The sequence below is a fragment of the Polynucleobacter sp. 78F-HAINBA genome (genome assembly GCF_018882325.1).
Classification (GTDB): domain Bacteria; phylum Pseudomonadota; class Gammaproteobacteria; order Burkholderiales; family Burkholderiaceae; genus Polynucleobacter.
Genome location: NZ_JACVOQ010000006.1, coordinates 63,182 through 85,354, shown reverse-complemented (window position 1 = coordinate 85,354; position 22,173 = coordinate 63,182). Strand labels below are relative to the sequence as shown.

The window sequence follows — 22,173 nt, the reverse complement described above, 5'->3', positions numbered from 1 at the left end:
TGCTGGATAAATTACCGGGAGCTGGAATGACTACTAAAGTGATTGGCCTGATTCAGTTAAATGATCCGGAGGCATTTGAGGAGTACCGGTCTCAGGTAGGAAATACGGTAGCCCTCTATCAAGGGAAAATTACCTCTCGAGGATCATTCAATGCGTTCTTCTGGAATGAATTAGATTGCGATTCCTTTAGTGCATTTGTTGAGTTGGAGTTTCCGGATTTAGAACACGCTCAGTCTTGGGCTAATAGCCCTGAGTATCAAAGCTTGCTAGACATTCGGAGCAAAGCCATGAAGCTCACTTTATTTTCGGTAAGCGTATAAAAAATAAAGCCCGGCTCCTTTTGGGGGCCAGGCTGAATTCATTTCAGAGTAAGAAGAATTACTTCTTAGCTTCCATCGCTTCTTTAGCGGCTGTAATTTCTTTACGACGCTCTTTACATGCGCCAGCAATTTCTTGCAGAGCTTTACGAGCACGCGCAGCAGATGCCTTAACGCCTTTTTCAATAAACTTTTCGTTTTCCGCTTTGTAAGTTTCGAAAGCAGCCAACAATGTATCGTGTTGTGACATCTTGTCTCCTATATGTCTAATCAAAGTGTGAGTATTGAGCTCGGAATCAGTATATCCCTAGAAAAACCGGAGGAATTCAGGGTTGATCTCAGGGATAACTCTTATATCCAGCAAATCCTCTACATTAGGGAAAACTACTAAAAACCAACGGAGACAAACGTGAAAATCAGAAATATCCTTGTTTTATTGGCTGGCGCACTACTTAGCCTGCAATCCTTTGCCCAAGCTAGCAATTGGCCAATCCCCAATAAGCCTATTACCTTTATTAACCCATTCCCCCCTGGTGGTGCTGTGGATGCTTTTGGACGCCCCCTAGCAAAGCAGATCTCTGCACAAATGGGCACCTCAATCATTGTCGATAACAAAGGTGGTGCTGGTGGCACTGTTGGCGCAGCGGCAGCTGCAAAAATGGCTCCAGATGGCTATACCTGGCTTCTTGGCGCAGTGCATCACTCAATTGCCCCAAGCATGTACACCAACCTTTCTTACGACATCACCAAAGATTTTGAGCCGGTTGCCATCATTGGCAGCGTGCCCCATGTCATTGTGGTCAACCCAAGCAAGTTTCCAAAGAATGATCTGAAGTCGATCATTGAAGAAATTCGTAAGAATCCAGGAAAGTACAACTACGCATCAACTGGTAACGGCACATCCCAGCATTTGACTGGTGAATTATTTAAGATGCAAAATAAGCTGTTCATCACCCACATCCCCTATCGCGGTACTGGTCCAGCCCTGCAGGATTTGGTAGCCGGTCAAGTGGATATGATGTTTGACACCCTCGCTGGTGCAGCGCCTTTCATCAAAAACGGTCAGTTGATTGCTGTTGCAGTGGCAACACAAAAACGTGTGGACGCTTTCCCCAACGTACCAACTGCACAAGAGCTTGGCATCAAAGACTTTGTGGTTTATAGCTGGTATGCGATGTGGGCCATCAAAGGAACGCCTAAAGAGATCGTCGACAAGATGAGTGCCGAAGTGCAGACTGCCCTCGCCTCACCTGAGATCAAAGAACGTTGGGCATCCATGGGTGCTACCGCTCCAAAAATGAGCCGCCCTGAATTGGCTAACTACATCAACCAAGAGATTGTTCGCTGGGCTGAGGTAGTAAAAAAATCCAACGCTAAATTAGATTAATACATAGATCAATAAGAACAAAAATACAGAAGAGAATTTATGTCGATCAAAAAACAAGATTACGCATTTGTTAGAAACAAGCTGCTAAAAAAAGAAGAGGTTGCCTTGTTGGATGTGCGCGAGGAGGACCCACACGCGCAGGAGCATCCTTTATTTGCAGCCAATTTTCCACTCTCTCGCATTGAGGTCGATGCACTGAGCAAGCTTCCCAGAAAAGATGTGCCGATTGTCACCTTGGATGATGGTCAAGGTGATGCGCAACTTGCGGCAGAAAGACTTTCGGCACTGGGCTATGTTGATGTTGCTGTATTTGAGGGCGGCGTTAAAGCCTGGATAGCTGCTGGTGGTGAAGTATTTAAAGATGTGAACGTACCGAGTAAATCTTTTGGTGAGTTTGTGGAATCCAAAAGGCATACACCCTCCCTATCTGCGCAAGAAGTAAAGAAGTTAATTGATGACAAGGAAGATGTGGTGGTCGTTGATGTCCGTCGCTTTGATGAATATCAAACGATGAGCATCCCTACCGGGATTAGCGTCCCCGGTGCTGAGTTAGTCTTACGAGTGCCTGAGTTGGCACCAAACCCAAAGACCAAAATCATTGTGAACTGCGCAGGACGAACCCGAAGCATCATCGGCACCCAATCCTTGATTAATGCTGGCATCCCAAATGAAGTAAATGCATTACGCAACGGCACGATTGGCTGGACTCTAGCTGGTCAAGAGCTCGATAAAGGGCAAAGTCGCAAATTCAAAGAAGTCAGTGAAGGTACTGCCATGGTCGCAGCTGACCGTGCGCGAAGCGTTGCCGATCAAGCCGGAGTTAAACGGGTAAAGCTTGCCGATATCGAGCAGTGGAAATCCCAAACTGAGCGAACGACGTATTTCTTTGACACCAGAACGCCTGAAGAATACGAAGTTGGACACCTCCCTGGATTTCGCTCCACTCCTGGCGGGCAGTTGGTACAAGAAACGGAAATGGTCGCCCCTGTTCGTGGTGCCCGTATTGTTTTGTCAGATCCTAGCGGAGTGAGAGCCAATATGCCTGCATCATGGCTTGCTCAGATGGCTTGGGATGTATACGTTATCGATGACATCAAAGCTTCAGATCTCACTGAAAAAGGTGCTTGGATTGCCCCACTTCCAGCGGCACCTCAGATTCAAACAGTTGATGTCAAGACATTATCAGGATGGTTGCAGAATGACAAGGACACCATCTGCGTAGACCTCAGTACGCATGCCAACTATGTGAAGGGTCATATTCCTGGTAGCTGGTTTGCACTTCGCTCGCAATTTTCGAAGGCCTTAGAACAATTGCCAAAAGCTAATCGCTACGTACTCACTAGTACTACTGGTGAGCTTGTTATATTTGCGGCGCCTGAAATTCAAAGCCTAACAACATCAGAAGTGCTGGTATTGTCTGGTGGCAATAAAGCTTGGATGGATGCCGGCCTCGATATTGAAAAAGGTCCGACTCACTTAGCATCTCCGCCATTAGATCGTTACAAGCGACCTTATGAAGGAACTAGCGTAGATCCAGCAGCAATGCAGGCCTATCTAGACTGGGAGTTTGGCTTGGTAGAGCAACTTGGCAAAGATGGCACCCATCACTTTTGGGTGCTTTAATCCGTATTGGTGGCGCTGCATTAGCGCCACCAACTTAGAATATTTATGTATAAAACAATTACCCTTGTAATTCTGTCTATAGGCCTTATGGCTTGCGAAAGAGAAACCTATACCACTTGGTCATGTGTAGATAGCTCTGGATCAAAATCCACCATGGTGCTCAAAAAAGCCCAGATGCAGTTTCAGGATTGGCAATACAACTACTGCGGAAGTCTAGGCCCCGTGAGTTACTTTGATTTAAAGTGTCCCGCCCAGACTAAAGACTCAATCTACAGCTTCACCCCTGACTCAGGAAAACTCATCAGCAGTACAAATGAATTTCAGTGCAATGCCCTCTAAAGAACAAAACCCCCTCAACCCGAAGAAGCTACTGCTCACCAAATGGACGGCGGTCAAGCCCATTCAGAAGCGAAAGCATTTTTTAGTGAGCAAGGTCATTCTTCCAGAGCTTCCTGAGAGTGCAATTGAGTTTATCGAGATTGAAGCGGTATTTGATAAGAAGACAGAGCTAATTCCCTGGCGCGATCTAAAAGATACCGATGTCTGGCTTCAGGGCTGGGTATAAAAAAAGCCACCCTACTTGGGTGGCTTCTTGCTACTAAGCTTACGAGAGGTCCAATTACTTAGACTTCTTCTTTGTTTCGGATGGCTTTCTGAGATGCTCCTCTATGTTTTTCTCAGCAGCATCGGCCACCTGATTCACAATTTTTCGACCTTCTTTAAACATCTTTTGTCCTGCAGTCGACATATCGTGAACCACCTTAGATAGCTTATCAGCATGACCTGGAATTTTGTCTTCCACATCTTCGAGCCAGCTCACTAGGGAGCTACGTACTTTTTCTAGATGTTTTTCAGTGCCATCAGCTGCATCTTCGCCAATATCTCTTAGAACGGACTTCACCTTCTTTTGATATACGGTTGCGCGCTTTGCGGCTTCCTTTGTCGCAGATTCTTGCAACTCTTTAAGCTTGGCGAGATCATTCTTGGCTGCAGACTTAGCACTCTCCATCGCATTTTTCATGCCCCACTGCATCTCTTCAAGATGGTGCGCACTCAGATCTTTAGCGGCATCCAGCAATTTATGAGAGTACGCAAATAACTCTTTTGCTTTTTCCTGTTGCCATGCTTGTATATCTTTTTTATCCATTACCGCTCTCCTTCAGGTGTATTAGGGGTTTAAGTAACTAGTAAAGCCATTCTTCCACTCTATACCCAAAACGGAGACTTGCCAATTCCCTGCTTTATAGGCATTAAAATTGGGGCATGAGTGAACGAAAAAACCCTTACGAGATTATTGGTGGCGCTGCAAAGGTTGAGGAATTGGTCGACCGTTTCTATGATTTGATGGCACTAGAAGAGCCCTTCGCAGAATTGCGGGCCATGCACTCTGAAGATCTCACGAACTCAAGGGATAAGCTCAAGCTCTTTTTATCGGGATGGCTGGGAGGTCCAGACGTCTATTCTCCCAAATATGGTCACCCAATGCTGCGAGCTAGACATCTGCCTTTTAAGATTGGTCTTAAGGAACGCAATCAATGGTTGGCCTGCATGTATCGTGCGATGGAAGATTGCGGTATTGGTGGCCAGATTGGCGCTCAGCTAGAAGAGTCTTTCTTCAATACCGCCGACTGGATGAGAAACCAGCCAAACTAATACATTACTGGGATTTTTAAGAAATCCTTAAAGGGATTGGGCGCAAGCAAAGCCACTAGCCCAGGCCCACTGGAAATTATGGCCACCAAGGTGCCCAGTGACATCAACACACTCACCAATGAAATACAGGCCAGGCTGATTACGAGCCATCATGGTTTGCCCATCTAGGTCTTTGGTATCGACTCCACCCAACATCACTTCAGCCTTTTTCCAGCCCAGCGTTCCTGCGGGTTTTACCGACCAATTAGTGATGAGCTCTTTGAGCGCCTGACGGTCTTTTTTAGAAACCTCAGCCCACTTTTTTCCTAAGAGGCTTTTCTGTTCAGCAAACGCTTTTGCTAAGCGTAGTGGCATCACCGAGGCTAAGATATTTTCAGTAAGTTTGAGGCGGTTATCCTCGTTATCGAATAACTCATCGCAGGTAAAGCGCCCATTGGCCTCCACGGCACCAAGCCAATCAATGTGTATTGCCTCACCCTCAGCCCAATAGCTACTCGCCTGCAACACTGCGGGCCCTGAAAGACCTTTATGCGTTAAGAGTAGATCTTCATTAAAGCGGCAAGCGCCATAGCGATGACCCTTTGATCCTGAAGCGATACGAACCGGCAAACTGAGGCCAGATAACTCAATTAAATTATCAAACTCACCTGAAGTAAATGACAGTGGCACCAATGCAGGACGTGGATCAACTACCTTCAATCCAAATTGCTCAGCAATATCCAAGGAATAAGCTGTTGCGCCAATTGCAGGAACCGGCAAGCCACCTGTTGCCATCACGATAGACTTGGATCTTTCTGTACCAGCACTGGTTTTCACAATCCATGCGCCAGCTTCATTGGATATCGACTCCACCGTAACCGGATGACGAATATCAACACCTCCCTTAGCGCACTCCCCTAGCAACATCTCGATGATCTGTTTGGCAGAGTCATCACAAAATAGTTGCCCCTGATGCTTCTCGTGATAGGCAATACGATAAGACTGCACTAGCTTAATGAACTCTTTTGCGGGGTAGCGAGCTAAAGCACTTTTTACAAAGTTCGGATTTAAGGAAAGGAAATTTGCTGGACTGCTGTGTAAATTGGTGAAGTTACATCGACCTCCACCACTGATACGAATTTTTTCACACAAGATGTCGGCATGGTCCAGTACCAATACTTTTTTACCCAGCTGGCCAGCAACGCCAGCGCAAAATAGCCCAGCTGCACCACCACCGATGACGATGGCATCCCATGTTTTACTCATTACTTACTTAAAGCGCTCAATGACTTCAGACGGTAGCTGAAGTTTTTGCATGTGCAAACGGGTATAGGCTTGACGAAAATTCTTAGTCATGGAGATCATGACGGATGCAGTCCAAGCAAAAGCAAACATTCCGGAGAAGGCAATAATGACCGCCAACATCTTCCAGCCACTTGGCAGGAGGTCGTCCATAAAGCCCATCGCTGTATAGGTGCTGCCACTAAACAAAATGCTCTCACCTAAGTTTGGCAAGAGATTAAATGCTCTTAATGAAATTCCCCAAAGAATGATCTCAAAGATATGGATCAAAAATAAACACAGTACGCTGACATAAAACACGAAAGCCACCGAAGAGTACTTATGCTCTGAAAGATACAAAAAGGACTTTACCTCGTAGCGCTTTGCAATTTGAAGCAAGGCCACTCCATGTACCAGCATCACAACTAAAAGCATAGCAATGCCGAATAAATAGGCCGGCAGATCTAGTTCGGAGGTCAGGTGTACGGTATTAGAGATAGTCATAGTGTCTGAGTGCCTATTTTACAGTTCTCATGCGTATTTAGGCCAACTGGTACCAGTCGCGAATCACCGTCCAAGCCTCTGGGGCAGTCTCTACAAAGTGGATTAAATCCATATCTACCTTGTCTATCACCCCATACTCCAGCATCTGCTTGAAGCTAACAACCTCTTGCCAAAACGTCTTGCCCACCAAGATGATTGGAAAACGTTCCACCTTTTTGGTTTGCATCAAGGTTAAAACCTCAAACAACTCATCAAAAGAGCCGAAGCCTCCCGGATAAGCAACAATCGCCCTCGCCCTAAGCATGAAATGCATTTTGCGAATAGCGAAATAATGGAAGCGAAAACTTAAGCCCGGAGTGAGATAGGGGTTGGGATGCTGCTCTCTCGGCAAGCTGATATTAAAACCAATACTCTGATCCCCAGCCTCAAAAGCACCACGATTTGCAGCCTCCATAATTCCAGGGCCACCGCCGGTAGCAATATGTAATTTATTCCGATCTTCAGATTGGGTGGCGTTATAGCCTGCAACGATTGCTCCAAATTCTCTTGCAGAATCGTAGTACTTACAGTGAAGCAATGCTTGTTTAGCCTCAGCTATGGCTTCCGGTGTTTTTGCATTCTTTTCCAACTCCTGCGCTTTTTCAGAGCTCACAAAGCGGGTGGATCCAAAGACGGTAATCGTGTGCTCAATGCCACGCTCATGCAGGAGTATTTCCGGTTTCAATAACTCCAGCTGAAAGCGCAGACCTAAAGTTTCGCGGCGCGCTAAAAAGGCCTGATCATCAAAAGCAAATCGATACGAGTCTTCAGAAGTGTCTTCCGCCATTTGGCTTTTCTGGAGATTCAGAAAATCAGTGATCGTTTGAGAGTTATTTACTGGGAGTCTTGGACTCATATTTGCACCTTTATTCCAAGCTTTAAGAGTGGCCTACCTTGAATTCCGATCATTATCACTGAGCCAATGAAGCCAAGGAAGATCGCTTCTAAATCAGTATTACTACCTAGAATATTGCATTAATTGGGTATCTAGGGCTTATTCGGATTTACCGCCAGCGCTTCAGGAGTTAATATTGGAAGATATTAACCAAACCGAAGGAAAAGCAATGAGCAACCGTTCAATCATCATCATGGTACTAGTATTAGTTGGTGCCACAGCCTATTTACTCCTCAAAGGCGACGGCGACATTGATATGGGTGGCGAGAAGCATGGTGCTGAAGCAGCACACATGGAAGAAGCTAAGAAAGATGCTCCTGCAGCTCCAGTTGCACCTGCAGCAGCTCCAGCAGCTGACGCTAAGAAGTAATCTCTTCTCGAGAAAAATAAGCCGCGGTTCGCCGCGGTTTTTTTGTAACTATTTTTATTCACCCCTCTCTCACATGAATAGACTTGACCCTTCATTGCTCAGTTCTTTTGCCCCAACAGGTAGCTTGCGAGTGGGCATCAATTTAGGTAACCCTCTTTTGGCCAGCCTAGATGGGGATGCCCCCAAAGGAATTACTGTTGACATAGCAAATTACATTGCAAGTCAGCTACAGCTTCCAATTACTTTTACCTGCTATCAAATGGCTGGGGCTACCGTTGATGCAGTTAAAGCGGGGGATGTGGATTTGGTGTTTGTGGCAATTGACCCTGTTCGTGGGGCCGACATCAGTTACACCCCTGCATACATCCAGATTGAAGGCGCTTATATGGTCAAGGAGTGCTCGCCATTGATGACGAATGAAGATGTTGATGCTGCTGGTAATGAGATTGTTGTTGGCAAAGGCAGCGCCTACGATCTTTACCTTACCCGTGAAATCAAACAAGCCAGCCTGCTACGTTCCGCCAATTCTCAAGCAGTAGTAGATGACTTTATGTCTGGGTCCGGAAACGTTGCCGCCGGCGTGAAGCAGCAATTAGAGAGTGATGCGCAACGTTACGAAGGTTTACGCATGCTGCCCGGTAGATTTATGGTGATCAATCAGGCCATTGGTACGCCTAAAGCACGGGTCGATTTTGAAAAAATAACCGCCTACCTCAGTAGCGTGATTCAAGAACTCAAAGCATCTGGATTTATTGCCGATGCAATGCTTCGCCATAAGGTTCAAGGCGCTAAAGTAGCTGATTAAGAATCAGCGAGTGTAGGTATGTAAGCGCTCTGGAATAATGACATTCTTCCACTCTAACTCTTCCCGGATGGATTGAGCCAAGACGGCAGAAGCCTCGGGCTCTCCATGAACTACAAATACGGATTGCGGCGCTGATTTAAAACCTCGCAACCAATCCAATAATCCAGCCTGATCCGCATGGGCGGATAAGCCACCAATTGTATGAATCGAAGCGCGAACCGCAACTTCTTCACCGAAGAGGCGAACCTTGGCCGCCTTATCTACCAAGCGACGACCTAAGCTGCCATAAGCCTGAAATCCAGTAATCACAATTGCATTTTGTGCGCGCGGCAAATTATTCTGCAGATGATGAACAATGCGCCCTGCATCACACATACCACTTGCTGAAATAATAATTGCCCCACCCTTGATTTTATTTAGTGCCTTAGATTCTTCTACGTCTGCTATGAACCTCAGATCCACTGCACCTGGGTTCTTTTTGAACCATTCAAAAGTTGACTGTGACTCTTTGTCTAACTGCGAAAAGAAATGCTGAGTCAAATGGGTAGCGGCGGTTGCCATTGGAGAGTCAACCCAAATACTCAGATGAGGCAACAAATTGCGCTTCACCAAATCAATTAATAGAAACAAAATCTCCTGAGTACGACCCACAGCAAATGCGGGGATCACAATATTGCCATGCGCACTTAAGGTGCTAGTTACGACATCAATTAATTCAGACTCGGTATCTGCCAAAGTTTTATGTAGTCGATCACCATAGGTTGACTCCACTACCACCACGTCTGCCTGTTCGATCCTAGTGGGATCGGGCATCAATAGCTTTCCCTTCATGCCAATATCCCCAGAAAATACACAGCGCTTTTTCTTGGCATGGTCTTCGGTAACATCGATCACGGCAATTGCCGATCCTAGAATATGGCCCGCATTCTGAAACTCGAGATGAATACCCTGGCCCAGTTCTAGCGTTTTTCCATAAGGGAGTATTTGACATTGCCCAAGAGCAAGCTCAGCCTCCTCCATGGAGTACAAAGCCACTGGTAGCTCACCGCGCCACTTGCCCGCCTTTTGTCTACGTTCTGCCCGCTCTACATCGGAGCGCTGCAAATGCGCGCTATCGGGGAGCATAATTTTTAGCAACTCAAATGTCGCATCAGTGCAATAAATGGGGCCAGCAAAACCTTGGGCACAGAGTCTAGGTAATAAACCGCTGTGATCAATATGTGCATGTGTTAGCACGACGAAATCAATTTCTTTAGGCGGAAACGGTAAAGGCTCAAGATTCTTTGCGGTGGCCTCGCGCCCGCCCTGAAACATACCAAAGTCCACCATGAAGCGGACTTCACGACCACCCACAACAGCCTCAACAGAATGCCTCGAACCAGTAACCTCACCTGCAGCACCAAGAAATTGTATTTTCATTGCTACAGGATACTCCCGATAAAATCCATTGTTAAGCCACTCATTGGAGCGATACTATTCAAATGAATCCCCCTACCGAACTGAGATCTCTCGAGCTTATCACTCGTCTTAAGCGAGCCCCCTCAGAACACAAAGGAAATGCCGGCAAAGTCCTACTGATTGGTGGTGCACCTGGTATGGCTGGCGCCCTGATGTTATCTGGTAGCGCAGCACTCCACTTAGGAGCTGGCTGGACCATTTTAGAAATGCTCGATCCGACAGCCGCCCATGCCATGCCAGAACAGGCTGAGCTCATGGTTCGCTTGGCCAGCTTTAATGCACAAGAACAATTAGAAGCTACCGCACCTGATGTGATTGCGATTGGACCTGGCTTAGGTTTTTCTGCGCTAGCTAGGGATTGGCTGATAGCCTCTCTGCGCTACCCAAAAGCTCCACTAGTGATCGATGCCGATGCGCTCAATCTCATTGCTGATACCCCTGAATATCTAGATCTACTGAAGGAACGTAATCAAGTACTTCCGGGCATGAGTATTTTGACTCCGCATCCTGGTGAAGCTGCACATCTTCTAAACAGGACAGCCTCGGATATCCAGGCAAATCGCCTTGGAGCCCTATCTGACTTAGTGAGCCTCACCAACTCCATTGTGGTTCTCAAAGGCCAACATACGTTGATTGCTTCTCCTACTCATTTAGCAGTGCAATGCACAGAAGGCAATCCCGGTATGGCTGTTGGCGGAATGGGTGACGTGTTAACCGGCACGATTGCGGCGATTGCTGCCCAAGGACTGCAGCACAATCTCAATCTGTGGGAGGCTGGCTGTCTTGGGGTTCAACTCCATGCATCCGCTGCAGATAGTTTGGTGGCCAAGCACATTGGTCCGATTGGGCTTACTCCCTCAGAGGTCATTTTGGAGATGCGGAGTCTTCTGAATAAGCTGTTATAAAACAGCATGCAATCAGCTAGCGGAATTCTGCAACATCGTCGTTATGTGTATGGCCTCTTTATGGCCGGCTTAGGCTCAGTCCTGTTTTCAGGAAAAGCGATTCTGATCAAGCTCGCATTTGGCTATGGTGCAAATGCAGAGACTTTAATTGCCTTACGGATGCTGATGGCCCTCCCTCTTTTCTGGGGAATTTACTGGTGGCAAGCACGCAGACAAGCCATGAGTCCGCTAACTTGGCGAGATCAGATCAAGATATTTGCCTTGGGATTTATGGGTTACTTTCTTTCAAGCTACCTAGACTTTCTAGGGCTGCAATATATCTCAGTAGGACTGGAGCGAATTGTTCTTTACCTCACCCCTACTATCGTCTTATTGATTTCTTATTTTGTACTGAATAAATCCATTAGTCGCTTGCAATGGTATGCGCTTGTTGTTGGATATCTTGGCGTGATTGTGGTCTTCATTCAGGATGCCAGCTCGACGGGTTCTTTGGCCGTGCTCGGCATGTTGCTGGTTTTTGCCAGCGCATGCTCCTATGCAATCTACATGATTGGTTCCGGAGAAATGGTAAAGCGCGTAGGTAGCGTGCGCTTAGTGGTCTACGCCAGTTCTGCATCTGCGCTTCTCAGCGTGATTCAAATTCTGATTTACGATCCTGCGGCCGTATTTGTACAGATTCATCAGATCTATTGGCTCAGCCTACTTAACGCCAGTCTGTGTACCGTCATTCCGATGCTGTTAATCATGATTGCGATTAATCGCATCGGCTCACCCCTCGTTGCACAAGCCGGAATACTGGGCCCCGTTTCAACGCTATTTATGGGCTGGATTGTGTTGTCTGAACCAATCACCTGGATTCAGGTGGGCGGGATGAGTTTGGTGATGGGGGCAATGTGGCTACTGGTACGCAACAATCCGCCAGAAAAGCAAAAGGGGTTAAATTCCACAAAGCCCTTAGACCTTGAGGGATCCGACCCCCTAACTTAATTACCAGGAATTTATTGCTGCGGAGCTGCTGCAGGCTCTTGTGCGGCTTTAGCTTTTTTCTTTGATTTCTTCTTAGCCTTCTTCTCTGCTTTTTTATCCTTCTTAGCCTGCTTCTTAGACTTCTTAGCAGCCTTCTCTGGCTGAGCTGCAGGTGCTGGAGTAGCAGGCGTTGCTGCTGGAGCTGCCGCTGGCGCAGGAGCTGGTGCTGGATCGGCCGCCATCACGGTCAGCGGTGATAAACCAATAGAGGCGGAAATGAGTGTGGCCAAAGTGAGTTTTGCAAAGCGAGTATTCATTTGAGACTCCATAAGGTTTGTGGATAATTTGATAATACTCAATTATTTGCCATTAATGCTCCATTTAACCAAGGCGTCCGCATGAACTCTTTTCCCGCTGATATCTATACAGAGCCCCAGGGATACTCAATCAATACCCTCGAAAACCTAGGGCCCCTTACCCGTCTTGCTGGGATCTGGGAAGGTCAGCGGGGATTAGACATTAAGCCCAAAGCTGAAGGTCCAAAGAAGCAGGTTTATACCGAGCGTATTGAGATGCAGCCAATTGATCCGCAAACAAATGGGCCACAGTTGTTTTATGGCCTGCGCTATCACCTGCACATCACCAAGCCAGATCAAGTCAAAACCTATCATGATCAAGTTGGCTATTGGCTTTGGGAGCCTGCAACTGGATCCATTGTTCACACCCTTACGATTCCTCGCGGCATGATCACGATGGCAACAGGAAAAGCCTCTGCTAGCGCAACCCAGTTTGAATGCGTTGCCAAAATTGATGATCCAACTGCTGGGATCTCTTCAAGCCCTTTCTTGGACTACGCATTTAAAACCATTGAGTACCGCATCATGGTAACCATTTTGGAAGATGGCACTTGGTCGTACGAGCAAGACACGGTCATGATGATCAAAGGTCAAGATGAGCCCTTTCATCATCTGGATACGAATGTACTCACTAAGGTAGGTGAAGCTACCCCCAACCCTTTGGCGCTAGAGGCAATGAAAAAGCCGTCCTAAGACGGCTTTCTAATTACTCTTTTTTCTTACTCTTTTTTGCCACTTAAGCTGGTTGGACTTCAGTCTCAGTAATTTTTTCTAGAGCTGCTGCAAGATGACCAACAGTACGGTCAACATGAGCCAACTTCTCTAGGCCAAACAAACCGATTCGGAAAGTGCGGAAGTCTGGGCGCTCATCACACTGCAATGGCACGCCAGCAGCAGTCTGCAAACCCAGCGCAATAAATTTCTTACCTGATTGAATATCTGGATCCTTGGTGTAGCTCACTACTACGCCAGGAGACTGAAAGCCTTTTGCTGAAACTGAGTGATAGCCATTCGATACCAATAAAGCGCGAACCTTGTCACCCAACTCCTGTTGCTTCGCTTTCAGTGCAGCAAATCCCAAGGCCTGAGTTTCTTTCATTACATTGCGCAAGATTTTGAGTGCGTCTGTTGGCATAGTGGTGTGATACACATGACCACCCTTTTCATACGCTTCCATAATTTGGAGCCACTTCTTGAGGTCCATGGAGAAACTGCTGCTCTGTGTGGACTCAATACGCTCACGTGCTCTATCGCCCATGGCAATCAAGGCACAGCAAGGTGAACTACTCCAACCTTTTTGAGGTGCAGTAATCACCACATCAACATTGCAAGCCTTCATATCTACCCACATTGCACCTGAAGCGATGCAATCCAGCACAAATAAACCATTGACTGAACGAACTGCTTCACCAACCGCTTTGAGATAGTCATCCGGCAAAATAATTCCGGCAGAGGTTTCCACATGAGGAGCGAAAACAACTGCTGGCTTTTCTTTCTTAATGAAGGCCACTACTTCTTCAATCGGTGCTGGAGCAAAAACACCCTGCGCAGTATCTTCTAACTGCTTACCTTTGATGACAGTAACGTCCTGAGTAATATTGGCCAGATCAAAAATCTGAGTCCAACGATAACTAAACCAACCGTTGCGCAATACAAGGCACTTTTCATTGTTAGCAAATTGGCGGGCAACTGCTTCCATACCGAAAGTGCCGCTACCCGGAACGATGACAGCCGAGCTAGCGTTATAAGCATCCTTCAGGACACTAGAGATGTCCACCATGACTTTTTTGAATTCTTCAGACATGTGGTTCAGCGAGCGGTCTGTGTAAACAACCGAAAACTCTAATAAACCGTCTGGATCAACATTCGGGAGTAAGCCTGGCATAGTAATTTCCTAGTAAATCGTGTGGTTAGCCCTAAATGATACTGATTTAGTGCTGTTTGGGTACTCAGCCTCTGAAAATGGGCTTTTCGAGCAAATGAGATGGGTTAACTACTTTTTTTAGCCGTAGAGGAGACCAGTATTCCGATAACAATGAGGGCAAAAGCCAGGCCATGAAAAAGCTGGGGTGGATCACCCAAAATAGCCGCCGAGAGTAATGCTGTGAATAAGGGAATGAGGTTGGCAAAGAATGCCGCTACGGTTGGACCGGCACCGTTGACCCCCAAACCCCAGCATCGATAAGCAATTAATGATGGCCCAATTGCTACAAAAATGATCAATGCGCCAGTCCAGTAGTTGAGATCAATAAAGGCATGTCCCGTGACAATCTCAGCACCCTCAAACAACATCGTCCACATAAAACCAATTAAGACCTGGGCCATCAAGAACTCAGCCCATGGCCATTGCCGTTCAGTACTCTCCCCTGGACGGCTAATCATCCAGCTGTAGAAAGCCCAAAGAATTGTGGCCAACATAATGAGTAAATCACCCATTACCACTTCCATACTCAGCAGACTGGTAGGCTCGCCACGCGTCAGAACAATGGTAACCCCCACCAAAGAAACAACTGCACCTAGCATCTGCAGCAGCGTTGGCCTCACCTTGTAAAAAACGGCGCCGATAAAGAGCATCCAAATCGGCATGCTGGCACCAATGAGCGTGACATTAATTGCAGTAGAGGTTTGCAGGGCAAGATAGAGCAGCACGTTATAGCTACCCACACCCAAAAGACCCAAGACTAAGAAGCGACCTTTGTTTTGCCAGAGGGCACTGCTCGGCTTCAATACCTTCCAGCCTAAAGGAAGCAACATAAGAGCTGCCAGACCCCAACGAACTGCACTTAAGGTGATTGGAGAAATACTTCCCACCAATACCCGTCCAGAGATCGCGTTACCCGCCCAAAGCAAAGTAGCTAGCGTTAAATAAAAGACGGTCGACAGGGGTATTTGAGGCATTCAGGAGGATTTAGGTGAATAAATAGGTATTTTGAGCCCCAAGAAGGGCTTTGCCTACGCATTGTAGAAACAAATTGCCTGGTATTGCTAAGATAGAGCTTAAATTAGCGCCAGACATCTGGCATTGGCAATATACAAAGGGGGTTTTAGTGGCAATCATCACCAATATTGAAGATTTACGAGTTCTGCACCAAAAACGCACCCCTAAGATGTTCTATGACTATGCAGACTCTGGCTCATGGACTGAATCTACCTACCGAGCCAACGAATCGGATTTTCAGAAGATCAAACTGCGTCAGCGCGTTGCCGTAGACATGACCAACCGCACGACCAAAACAACCATGGTGGGTCAAGAGGTCGCAATGCCTGTAGCACTTGCACCAACTGGTTTGACTGGTATGCAACACGCCGATGGTGAAATCCTGGCCGCCCGTGCCGCTGAAAAGTTTGGTGTTCCCTTCTGCTTATCCACCATGAGTATTTGCTCGATTGAGGATGTGGCAGAACGCACCACTAAACCGTTTTGGTTTCAGCTCTATGTCATGAAAGACCGTGGCTTTATTGAGCGCCTCATTGAACGCGCCAAAGCTGCCAAGTGCTCTGCCCTTGTATTGACGTTGGATTTACAGATTTTGGGACAACGCCATAAAGATTTAAAAAATGGTTTGTCTGCACCTCCAAAGCTGACCATTGCCAACATGATCAACATGATGACCAAGCCACGCTGGTGCATGGGCATGACAATGACTCCTCGCAGAACCTTTCGCAATATTGTTGGTCACGCTACTGGTGTTGGCAATATGTCCTCCCTCTCCTCTTGGACTGCCGAACAGTTTGATCCAGGCCTAAGCTGGGATGATGTGGAGTGGATTAAAAAACTCTGGGGTGGCAAGTTAATCATTAAAGGCATCTTGGACGAAGAGGATGCGCGCTTTGCTGCAAACTCCGGCGCCGATGCCTTGATTGTTTCCAATCATGGTGGCCGTCAATTAGATGGCGCCATCTCTAGCATCAAAGCTTTGCCTGGCATCGTTAATGCGGTTGGCAAGGATATTGAGGTTTGGATGGATGGCGGTATTCGGTCTGGACAAGACGTATTGAAAGCTTGGGCACTTGGTGCACGCGGTACGATGATTGGCCGCCCTTTCCTCTATGGCTTGGGTGCCATGGGCGAAGCTGGCGTGACTAAATGCCTCGACATTATTCACAATGAATTGGATATCACGATGGCGTTTACAGGACATCGTGATATTCAGAATGTGACTAAAGATATTTTGTATCCAGGAACTTTTTAATATCCCACACTTAGCCAACTCTCCTGAATTAGTATTTGCCATTTCCGCTGTAGTCCTTTCGGGCTCAGTGTGGTTTGGTAACGCCGTATTGAGCAAGTACCGCACAAAGGATACTGAGACCTCGGCGGATTTAGGAATCATCCAGACGGCCACACTCACTCTGCTGGGTTTGATCATTGGCTTTACCTTCTCTATGGCCATTGCTCGATATGACTTAAGACAGACTTATGAAGAGGCTGAGGCAAATGCAATTGGTACTGAGTTTTTAAGGGCAGATCTTCTGCCCAGCAAAACTGCAGAGACCATTAAAGGCTTGCTGAACGAATACCTGGATCAGCGTATCTTGTTCTATTCCAAGCAGGATCATGAAACTGCTAGGCAAATTACGCAGCGTACGATTGCACTAGAGAATGCCATGTGGAATGAGTTACTCCCTGTTGCACGTACACAATCAACACCCACTACTGCGCTAGTCATCTCAGGGATGAATGATGTGATTAATTCCCATGGATACACTCAGGCTGCCTGGTGGAATCGTATCCCGACCGCTGCCTGGTGGTTAATGGCGGCAATCGCGATTGGCGCCAATATGTTAGTAGGCTTTGGCGCAAGAAACTTTAAGCGCAATGTCGGCCTCTTTATGATTTTTCCAACGATGATTGCCATCTCTTTCTTTTTGATTGCAGACATCGATAGCCCTCGTGGTGGCGTGATTCGTATCGATCCACGAAATTTGATTGATTTAAAACACAATATGAACGCCGGTCATAGCTCGGCACTCACCATGGGCGGTAAAAAATGAAGCGCGTTGTAGATGTATACAAAGATAGAGGCCGTGAATTGGTATGGACTTACGTCATTCACTTGGGCAATATTGAATTTCATCCAGCTCAAATTGATTTTGAGCAAGAGGCCCTTAGACTTTCTCAGATCGATAAGCGCGGAGCCCCAAATGAGCTGAGCGCCAGAGCCAGACTTTCCGTTAGATAATTTTTACTGGAATTCCGATATATGAAACCCTTAAGCAAAAAAGCCAAGATGGCGGTTGGCTGGACCATCCTAATGACGGTAATCGGAACTGCCATGTTGCATCAATGGCAATTCTTTGCCATGGGTTGCGCATCGATTGCACTCCTACTCGTTGCGAACCACTACGATCTATTGAAAGATCCCGAAGACAAAAAATAAGACCCCCATCTTTCGATAGAGGCCCTATAAATAGTTATTTAGATTAGAGCGTTGGGTAGTCGGTATACCCTACTTCTGCTCCACCGTAGAACGTTGCACGGTTGTAGGCATTGAGTGCAGCACCCCGCTCAAAGCGCTCAGCTAAATCTGGGTTGGCAATATACAAACGACCATAAGCAACTGCATCGGCTAAGCCAGCTTCAAGAACAGCCTCTCCCATAGCTTGGTCATATCCACCAGCACTAATGAATTTACCTTTGTATGCATTTCGGAAGATCTCAGAAGTGATTGGGGCGCCCGCATCAATCTGATCGTTACCACCCGCAGTCGTTGAACGCGGTTCAATCATGTGTACATAGGATAACTGGTAGCCATTAAGCTTTTGAATGACGGCATTAAACAAAGCGATAGGATCGCTATCGGCCATATCGTTAAAACTACCATAAGGTGAAAGTCGGACACCGATGCGGTCGCTTGGGAATACCTTAGCAACCGACTCAATCACCTCGCCCAATAGACGCACACGGTTTTCGATAGAGCCGCCATACTCATCAGTACGTTGATTGGTTTTGTCTTGTAAAAATTGATCCAGCAGATAACCATTTGCGGAATGAATTTCTATACCGTCAAAACCCGCCGCTTTTGCATTAGCCGCAGCCAATTCAAAATCCTTTAATAGGAGCGCAATATCTTCAGTCGTCATTGCTTTAGGAGTTTCATAGTCATGCAACTTCCAATCGGCGCCATAGGTCTGACCAGCAGGTGCAATTGCAGAAGGCGCTTCAGGGGCACCCTGCTCAGGATGTAATGAGGAATGAGAAATACGACCCACATGCCAGAGTTGGGCAACCATCTTGCCGCCCTTCGCGTGAACAGCATCGACGATATCTTTCCATGCGGCAGTTTGCTCAGCAGAATAAATTCCAGGGGTGGCAGGATAGCCTTTTCCAATTGGGGAAATTTGTGTTGCTTCGCTGATGATGAGGCCAGCACTTGCTCTTTGTTGGTAGTATGTTTTTGCCAAAGGACTTGGCACATCCCCATCGATAGCGCGCATTCTTGTTAGCGGTGCCATCACCAGACGGTTCTTTAACTCAATAGAGCCAAGCTTGACAGGGGTAAACATGATTTCTTTTCCGGACATGAGACTCTTTCTTTTTTACTGATAAATTATTTGATCATGGACTGTAGCAAGAATGGTGCATTCTTGCTGAGCACAGCTTAATCCTTGCGTAAGCCCTTCACCGCGCCACGACTACTCTTGGCGCCCTTCTTGAATCTCTCCTGAATGCAATCAGAAAATGCTTGGAACTCCTCTATGTGAGCCGTGGATGAACGAGCTACCAAGGCAATCACTCGCTTAGGAGCAGGCGGTGCCAATGGACGAGCTTCCAAGCTAGTGCCATTTAATAAACCACCCCTCACCGCCATCTCTGGCAACAATGCAATTCCCATTCCGGAGTCCACCATCTGTAGCAGTGTTAGTAAGCTCGTGGCTTCCATACCGTCCGCTTTGCGAATATCTGAGCGCTTGCAAGCTTGCAATGTGTGTTCGCGTAAACAGTGCCCCTCTTCTAAAAGTAGTAGTCTCTCCGCCATTTTTGCCGGCAGATAAATCTCCTTGCCCTTGAGTGCTGGATCATCTTCCCTGGCAACCAGCCAAAACTCATCATCAAATAATTCTTTAACCAATAAACCTGAGGTCTCATAGGGCAAGGCAATCAAAATGAAATCCAATTGATGCTCAGCCAATCTAGTTAAAAGATTGGCCGTCAGGTCCTCGCGCAAGGCAATCTTCAGACTCGGAAAGCGGGTCCGAATATCTGGCATCACATTTGGGAGTAAGAATGGTGCGATGGTTGGGATCACACCGAGGCGAATAGTCCCAGCCATGGGCTTGCCTGCAGCATCGGCGTATTCCACCAAATCTTGGGATGAAGCTAAGATCGTCTTCGCCCTCTCCAGAATCTCAAGGCCGATCGGTGTAATTGCTACATTTTGACGATCCCGCTCCACCAAGCGGATGCCCAGGCCATCCTCAAGCTCTTTTAAGCCTGCACTCAAAGTGGATTGGCCCACGAAACAGACTTCTGCTGCTCGGGTGAAATTAAGCTCTTGAGCAATTGCTACAAAATAGCGAAGCTGACGCAATGAAGGTAGAGCAGCCATAATCTGTAGATGTCCCTATAATCAATTTATTAGATAAATAATATCATTATTATTTATTGGACTGATCATCATTTGAGGTTCAGAATTCATTCCATGGTGTTTAAACATCACTGACCAACATAAATAAAAAGGAATGAAAATGGCTCGCCCAGAAATTAAAACCATCCAAAACTTGGAATCCGCATTTGCGGGTGAATCCATGGCACATATTAAGTATCGCTATTTTGCTAAATTAGCACGTGCTGCAGGCGATATTGATACGGCCGAAATCTTTGAGGCAACTGCAGATCAAGAAGTCATGCATGCTTTTGGCCATCTCGACCTACTCTATCCCGCTAGCTCGATTACCCCGCAGCGCGCCTTAGAAATTGCGATTGAGGGTGAAACCTATGAATACACAGAAATGTACCCAAACTTTCGTAAAACAGCAGTAGAAGAGGGCAATACAGCAGCTGTAGCTGAAATCGATGAGCAAATTGCCGAGTCAAAAGAACACTCCGAGCAGTTTCAGGCAATGCTGGCAAAGGCGGCCAAACGGTTTGCAGCCTTGGCCAATGTAGAGGAGCGTCATGCTAATCACTACAAAAATGCCTTAGAAAAGGCAAAAGTATTTGCGGCATCCTAAGCCACTTCGGAAATAAAACGGAATTAAATTTAAACTGATCGAATTATCTTTAAGGAAATATCATGAAATCTTGGCAATGTATCGTATGTGGCTTCATCTATGACGAAGCAAAGGGCTTACCGGAAGAAGGCATTCCTGCTGGCACTGCTTGGGCCGACATTCCTGAAGATTGGGAGTGCCCAGACTGTGGCGTAGCAAAATCTGACTTTGAAATGGTTCAAGTTTCTTAATTCAAAACTTACATCAATCGTATAACCGCATTACTAGGGAGTTCAGCTTTGGATCAACAGAATCAAGCATCACCATCAGGAATAGTCATCATTGGTAGCGGCTTAGCTGGATATACCCTTGTTCGTGAACTTCGCAAACTCGACAAGACTGCACCCATTACGCTAGTGACTCGGGAGCCAGGCTACTTCTATTCGAAGCCTATGCTCTCTACCGCCCTCGCCAGCAATAAATCAGCAGAGCAATTAGTCTCTACAAATGCTGAAGGAATGGCAACGCAGTTGGAGATGACTATTCTGGGTGATGCTGATGTCACAGCAATTGATACTGCCGCCCAGATAATTACAACTTCCAAAGGAAACATTCCTTACGGTAAGTTGGTGCTGGGCTTAGGCGCAGATCAAATTCGCCTACCTTTACAGGGCAATGCAGCTAATGAAGTAATCACCGTTAATGATCTTGAGGAATATGCCCAGTTTCGTAAAACGATTGAAGGCAAAAAACGTATTGCCATTCTTGGGGCTGGACTCATTGGCTGTGAGTTTGCAAATGATTTAGTTTTAGGTTCTTACGAAGTTGATGTGATTGATTTGGCGCCACAGGCTCTGGGTCGACTACTTCCCGAGGCGGCAGCACAAGCTCTGCAAGAGAAGCTAAGTGATGCTGGAGTTCGCTGGCACTTTGCTACTACCGTGCAATCGATCGATCGTAACGCAGACTCCCTCACAATCACCCTTGCTAATGGATCGACAATTACTAGCGATGTGTTTCTATCGGCTGTTGGTCTAAAGCCTAGACTAGAGTTGGCTAAGGCCGCTGGAATTGCCACGAGCGCAGGCATCACCGTTAATCGCCAACTAGAAACTAGCGCTAAAAATGTATTTGCTATTGGCGACTGTGCTGAAGTGGATGGCTTGGTTTTACCTTATGTCATGCCTATCATGCAGGCAGCGCGCGCTTTGGCGCCAAACTTGCTTGGACAGGCAGCAGCCCTCACCTACCCCGCCATGCCAGTGATGGTGAAGACACCTTCACTACCGACCATTGTTTCGCCACCAGCAAAGGGTGCGGTTGGCGATTGGAAGATTATTCCCGTGGAAGGCGGCCTCGAGGCCCGCTTTGAATCAAGCGATGGAAAATTACTTGGCTTTGCTTTGCTTGGATCCGCGACGGCGCAACGTGGCGCCCTCACAAAAGAATTACCGCCAATCCTGCAATAGAAGCAAGTCTTT

28 protein-coding genes are annotated in these 22,173 nt (G+C 46.9%); 17 read left to right on the top strand and 11 right to left on the bottom strand.

Annotation, left to right across the window (positions count from 1 at the left end):
• The first annotated feature begins 26 nt into the window (after nucleotides 1-26).
• Complete coding sequence (locus tag ICN11_RS08025) at nucleotides 27-320, top strand: DUF1330 domain-containing protein (protein ID WP_216229918.1); 294 nt, start codon at nucleotides 27-29, stop codon at nucleotides 318-320.
• Nucleotides 321-378: 58 nt separating this feature from the next.
• Here the strand turns inward: ICN11_RS08025 and ICN11_RS08020 are convergent, their stop codons facing one another.
• Nucleotides 379-567: a hypothetical protein gene (locus ICN11_RS08020; protein WP_173942993.1), complete on the bottom strand. Its 189-nt coding sequence runs from the start codon at nucleotides 565-567 to the stop codon at nucleotides 379-381.
• A gap of 159 nt (nucleotides 568-726) precedes the next feature.
• On the opposite strand from ICN11_RS08020, the gene ICN11_RS08015 reads away from it, so the two are divergent.
• The 3 genes from ICN11_RS08015 to ICN11_RS08005 all read left to right on the top strand — a co-directional run bounded on the left by ICN11_RS08015 (nucleotide 727) and on the right by ICN11_RS08005 (nucleotide 3,892).
• Complete coding sequence (locus ICN11_RS08015; protein WP_216229917.1) at nucleotides 727-1,704, top strand: tripartite tricarboxylate transporter substrate-binding protein; 978 nt, start codon at nucleotides 727-729, stop codon at nucleotides 1,702-1,704.
• A 39-nt stretch (nucleotides 1,705-1,743) separates the two neighbouring features.
• A complete protein-coding gene (locus tag ICN11_RS08010; protein WP_216229916.1) occupies nucleotides 1,744-3,327 on the top strand; it encodes a rhodanese homology domain-containing protein in 1,584 nt (527 codons plus the stop codon).
• A gap of 313 nt (nucleotides 3,328-3,640) precedes the next feature.
• On the top strand, nucleotides 3,641-3,892 hold the full coding sequence (locus tag ICN11_RS08005; protein ID WP_255539916.1) for a TIGR02450 family Trp-rich protein: 252 nt from the start codon (nucleotides 3,641-3,643) through the stop codon (nucleotides 3,890-3,892).
• Nucleotides 3,893-3,946: 54 nt separating this feature from the next.
• Here ICN11_RS08005 and ICN11_RS08000 read toward each other — a convergent pair whose 3' ends face one another.
• Nucleotides 3,947-4,474, bottom strand: coding sequence for a phasin family protein (locus ICN11_RS08000; protein WP_216229915.1), 528 nt, complete (start codon nucleotides 4,472-4,474; stop codon nucleotides 3,947-3,949).
• 116 nt (nucleotides 4,475-4,590) lie between these two features.
• On the opposite strand from ICN11_RS08000, the gene ICN11_RS07995 reads away from it, so the two are divergent.
• Nucleotides 4,591-4,980 (top strand): group II truncated hemoglobin, encoded by a 390-nt coding sequence (locus tag ICN11_RS07995; protein WP_216229914.1) that lies wholly within the window; start codon nucleotides 4,591-4,593, stop codon nucleotides 4,978-4,980.
• A 27-nt stretch (nucleotides 4,981-5,007) separates the two neighbouring features.
• Here the strand turns inward: ICN11_RS07995 and ICN11_RS07990 are convergent, their stop codons facing one another.
• From ICN11_RS07990 to ICN11_RS07980, 3 genes are read right to left on the bottom strand one after another with little or no spacing between them, the layout of a single operon-like run.
• Nucleotides 5,008-6,225 carry an NAD(P)/FAD-dependent oxidoreductase gene (locus tag ICN11_RS07990; RefSeq protein ID WP_216229913.1) on the bottom strand — a complete coding sequence of 406 codons (1,218 nt, stop codon included), beginning with the start codon at nucleotides 6,223-6,225 and terminating at the stop codon, nucleotides 5,008-5,010.
• A gap of 3 nt (nucleotides 6,226-6,228) precedes the next feature.
• Nucleotides 6,229-6,744 carry a hypothetical protein gene (locus tag ICN11_RS07985; RefSeq protein ID WP_216229912.1) on the bottom strand — a complete coding sequence of 172 codons (516 nt, stop codon included), beginning with the start codon at nucleotides 6,742-6,744 and terminating at the stop codon, nucleotides 6,229-6,231.
• Between the two features lie 37 nt (nucleotides 6,745-6,781).
• Nucleotides 6,782-7,639 carry an LOG family protein gene (locus ICN11_RS07980; RefSeq protein ID WP_216229911.1) on the bottom strand — a complete coding sequence of 286 codons (858 nt, stop codon included), beginning with the start codon at nucleotides 7,637-7,639 and terminating at the stop codon, nucleotides 6,782-6,784.
• 208 nt (nucleotides 7,640-7,847) lie between these two features.
• On the opposite strand from ICN11_RS07980, the gene ICN11_RS07975 reads away from it, so the two are divergent.
• Together ICN11_RS07975 and ICN11_RS07970 are read left to right on the top strand one after the other, a co-directional pair.
• Entirely contained in the window at nucleotides 7,848-8,048 is a 201-nt protein-coding gene (locus ICN11_RS07975) for a hypothetical protein (RefSeq protein ID WP_216180804.1), read from the top strand.
• A gap of 73 nt (nucleotides 8,049-8,121) precedes the next feature.
• Entirely contained in the window at nucleotides 8,122-8,853 is a 732-nt protein-coding gene (locus tag ICN11_RS07970) for an ABC transporter substrate-binding protein (protein ID WP_216229910.1), read from the top strand.
• A 3-nt stretch (nucleotides 8,854-8,856) separates the two neighbouring features.
• Here ICN11_RS07970 and ICN11_RS07965 read toward each other — a convergent pair whose 3' ends face one another.
• Nucleotides 8,857-10,272: an MBL fold metallo-hydrolase RNA specificity domain-containing protein gene (locus ICN11_RS07965; RefSeq protein WP_216229909.1), complete on the bottom strand. Its 1,416-nt coding sequence runs from the start codon at nucleotides 10,270-10,272 to the stop codon at nucleotides 8,857-8,859.
• 62 nt (nucleotides 10,273-10,334) lie between these two features.
• On the opposite strand from ICN11_RS07965, the gene ICN11_RS07960 reads away from it, so the two are divergent.
• Both ICN11_RS07960 and ICN11_RS07955 read left to right on the top strand, forming a co-directional pair.
• Complete coding sequence (locus ICN11_RS07960; protein ID WP_216229908.1) at nucleotides 10,335-11,216, top strand: NAD(P)H-hydrate dehydratase; 882 nt, start codon at nucleotides 10,335-10,337, stop codon at nucleotides 11,214-11,216.
• Between the two features lie 6 nt (nucleotides 11,217-11,222).
• Nucleotides 11,223-12,203 carry a DMT family transporter gene (locus ICN11_RS07955; protein WP_216229907.1) on the top strand — a complete coding sequence of 327 codons (981 nt, stop codon included), beginning with the start codon at nucleotides 11,223-11,225 and terminating at the stop codon, nucleotides 12,201-12,203.
• 11 nt (nucleotides 12,204-12,214) lie between these two features.
• On the opposite strand, the gene ICN11_RS07950 is transcribed toward ICN11_RS07955, so the two are convergent.
• Nucleotides 12,215-12,499: a protein tyrosine phosphatase gene (locus ICN11_RS07950; RefSeq protein WP_216229906.1), complete on the bottom strand. Its 285-nt coding sequence runs from the start codon at nucleotides 12,497-12,499 to the stop codon at nucleotides 12,215-12,217.
• An 81-nt stretch (nucleotides 12,500-12,580) separates the two neighbouring features.
• On the opposite strand from ICN11_RS07950, the gene ICN11_RS07945 reads away from it, so the two are divergent.
• Nucleotides 12,581-13,231: an FABP family protein gene (locus tag ICN11_RS07945; RefSeq protein WP_216229905.1), complete on the top strand. Its 651-nt coding sequence runs from the start codon at nucleotides 12,581-12,583 to the stop codon at nucleotides 13,229-13,231.
• A 43-nt stretch (nucleotides 13,232-13,274) separates the two neighbouring features.
• On the opposite strand, the gene ICN11_RS07940 is transcribed toward ICN11_RS07945, so the two are convergent.
• The gene (locus ICN11_RS07940) at nucleotides 13,275-14,423 is read right to left on the bottom strand and encodes an aminotransferase class V-fold PLP-dependent enzyme (RefSeq protein ID WP_216229904.1); all 1,149 of its coding nucleotides are present in this window, start codon (nucleotides 14,421-14,423) and stop codon (nucleotides 13,275-13,277) included.
• A 104-nt stretch (nucleotides 14,424-14,527) separates the two neighbouring features.
• Nucleotides 14,528-15,436: a DMT family transporter gene (locus ICN11_RS07935; RefSeq protein ID WP_216229903.1), complete on the bottom strand. Its 909-nt coding sequence runs from the start codon at nucleotides 15,434-15,436 to the stop codon at nucleotides 14,528-14,530.
• 149 nt (nucleotides 15,437-15,585) lie between these two features.
• Between ICN11_RS07935 and ICN11_RS07930 the strand changes: the two genes are divergently transcribed.
• The 4 genes from ICN11_RS07930 (at nucleotide 15,586) to ICN11_RS07915 (ending at nucleotide 17,919) form a co-directional block, all read left to right on the top strand.
• Nucleotides 15,586-16,731, top strand: a complete 1,146-nt coding sequence (locus ICN11_RS07930; protein WP_216229902.1) for an L-lactate dehydrogenase — start codon at nucleotides 15,586-15,588, stop codon at nucleotides 16,729-16,731.
• Between the two features lie 88 nt (nucleotides 16,732-16,819).
• Entirely contained in the window at nucleotides 16,820-17,533 is a 714-nt protein-coding gene (locus ICN11_RS07925; protein WP_216229901.1) for a hypothetical protein, read from the top strand.
• The gene (locus tag ICN11_RS07920; RefSeq protein WP_216180772.1) at nucleotides 17,530-17,721 is read left to right on the top strand and encodes a hypothetical protein; all 192 of its coding nucleotides are present in this window, start codon (nucleotides 17,530-17,532) and stop codon (nucleotides 17,719-17,721) included. The genes ICN11_RS07925 and ICN11_RS07920 overlap by 4 nt, the downstream gene beginning before the upstream one ends.
• Before the next feature lie 21 nt (nucleotides 17,722-17,742).
• Complete coding sequence (locus tag ICN11_RS07915; RefSeq protein ID WP_161484699.1) at nucleotides 17,743-17,919, top strand: hypothetical protein; 177 nt, start codon at nucleotides 17,743-17,745, stop codon at nucleotides 17,917-17,919.
• A 43-nt stretch (nucleotides 17,920-17,962) separates the two neighbouring features.
• On the opposite strand, the gene ICN11_RS07910 is transcribed toward ICN11_RS07915, so the two are convergent.
• Both ICN11_RS07910 and ICN11_RS07905 read right to left on the bottom strand, forming a co-directional pair.
• The gene (locus ICN11_RS07910; protein WP_216229900.1) at nucleotides 17,963-19,063 is read right to left on the bottom strand and encodes an alkene reductase; all 1,101 of its coding nucleotides are present in this window, start codon (nucleotides 19,061-19,063) and stop codon (nucleotides 17,963-17,965) included.
• 77 nt (nucleotides 19,064-19,140) lie between these two features.
• Entirely contained in the window at nucleotides 19,141-20,088 is a 948-nt protein-coding gene (locus ICN11_RS07905) for a hydrogen peroxide-inducible genes activator (RefSeq protein WP_216229899.1), read from the bottom strand.
• A 139-nt stretch (nucleotides 20,089-20,227) separates the two neighbouring features.
• Between ICN11_RS07905 and ICN11_RS07900 the strand changes: the two genes are divergently transcribed.
• The 3 genes from ICN11_RS07900 to ICN11_RS07890 all read left to right on the top strand — a co-directional run bounded on the left by ICN11_RS07900 (nucleotide 20,228) and on the right by ICN11_RS07890 (nucleotide 22,161).
• On the top strand, nucleotides 20,228-20,713 hold the full coding sequence (locus ICN11_RS07900; protein WP_216229898.1) for a rubrerythrin family protein: 486 nt from the start codon (nucleotides 20,228-20,230) through the stop codon (nucleotides 20,711-20,713).
• 62 nt (nucleotides 20,714-20,775) lie between these two features.
• On the top strand, nucleotides 20,776-20,943 hold the full coding sequence (locus ICN11_RS07895; RefSeq protein ID WP_216229897.1) for a rubredoxin: 168 nt from the start codon (nucleotides 20,776-20,778) through the stop codon (nucleotides 20,941-20,943).
• A 48-nt stretch (nucleotides 20,944-20,991) separates the two neighbouring features.
• A complete protein-coding gene (locus ICN11_RS07890) occupies nucleotides 20,992-22,161 on the top strand; it encodes an NAD(P)/FAD-dependent oxidoreductase (RefSeq protein ID WP_216229896.1) in 1,170 nt (389 codons plus the stop codon).
• The last annotated feature ends 12 nt before the right edge of the window (nucleotides 22,162-22,173 follow it).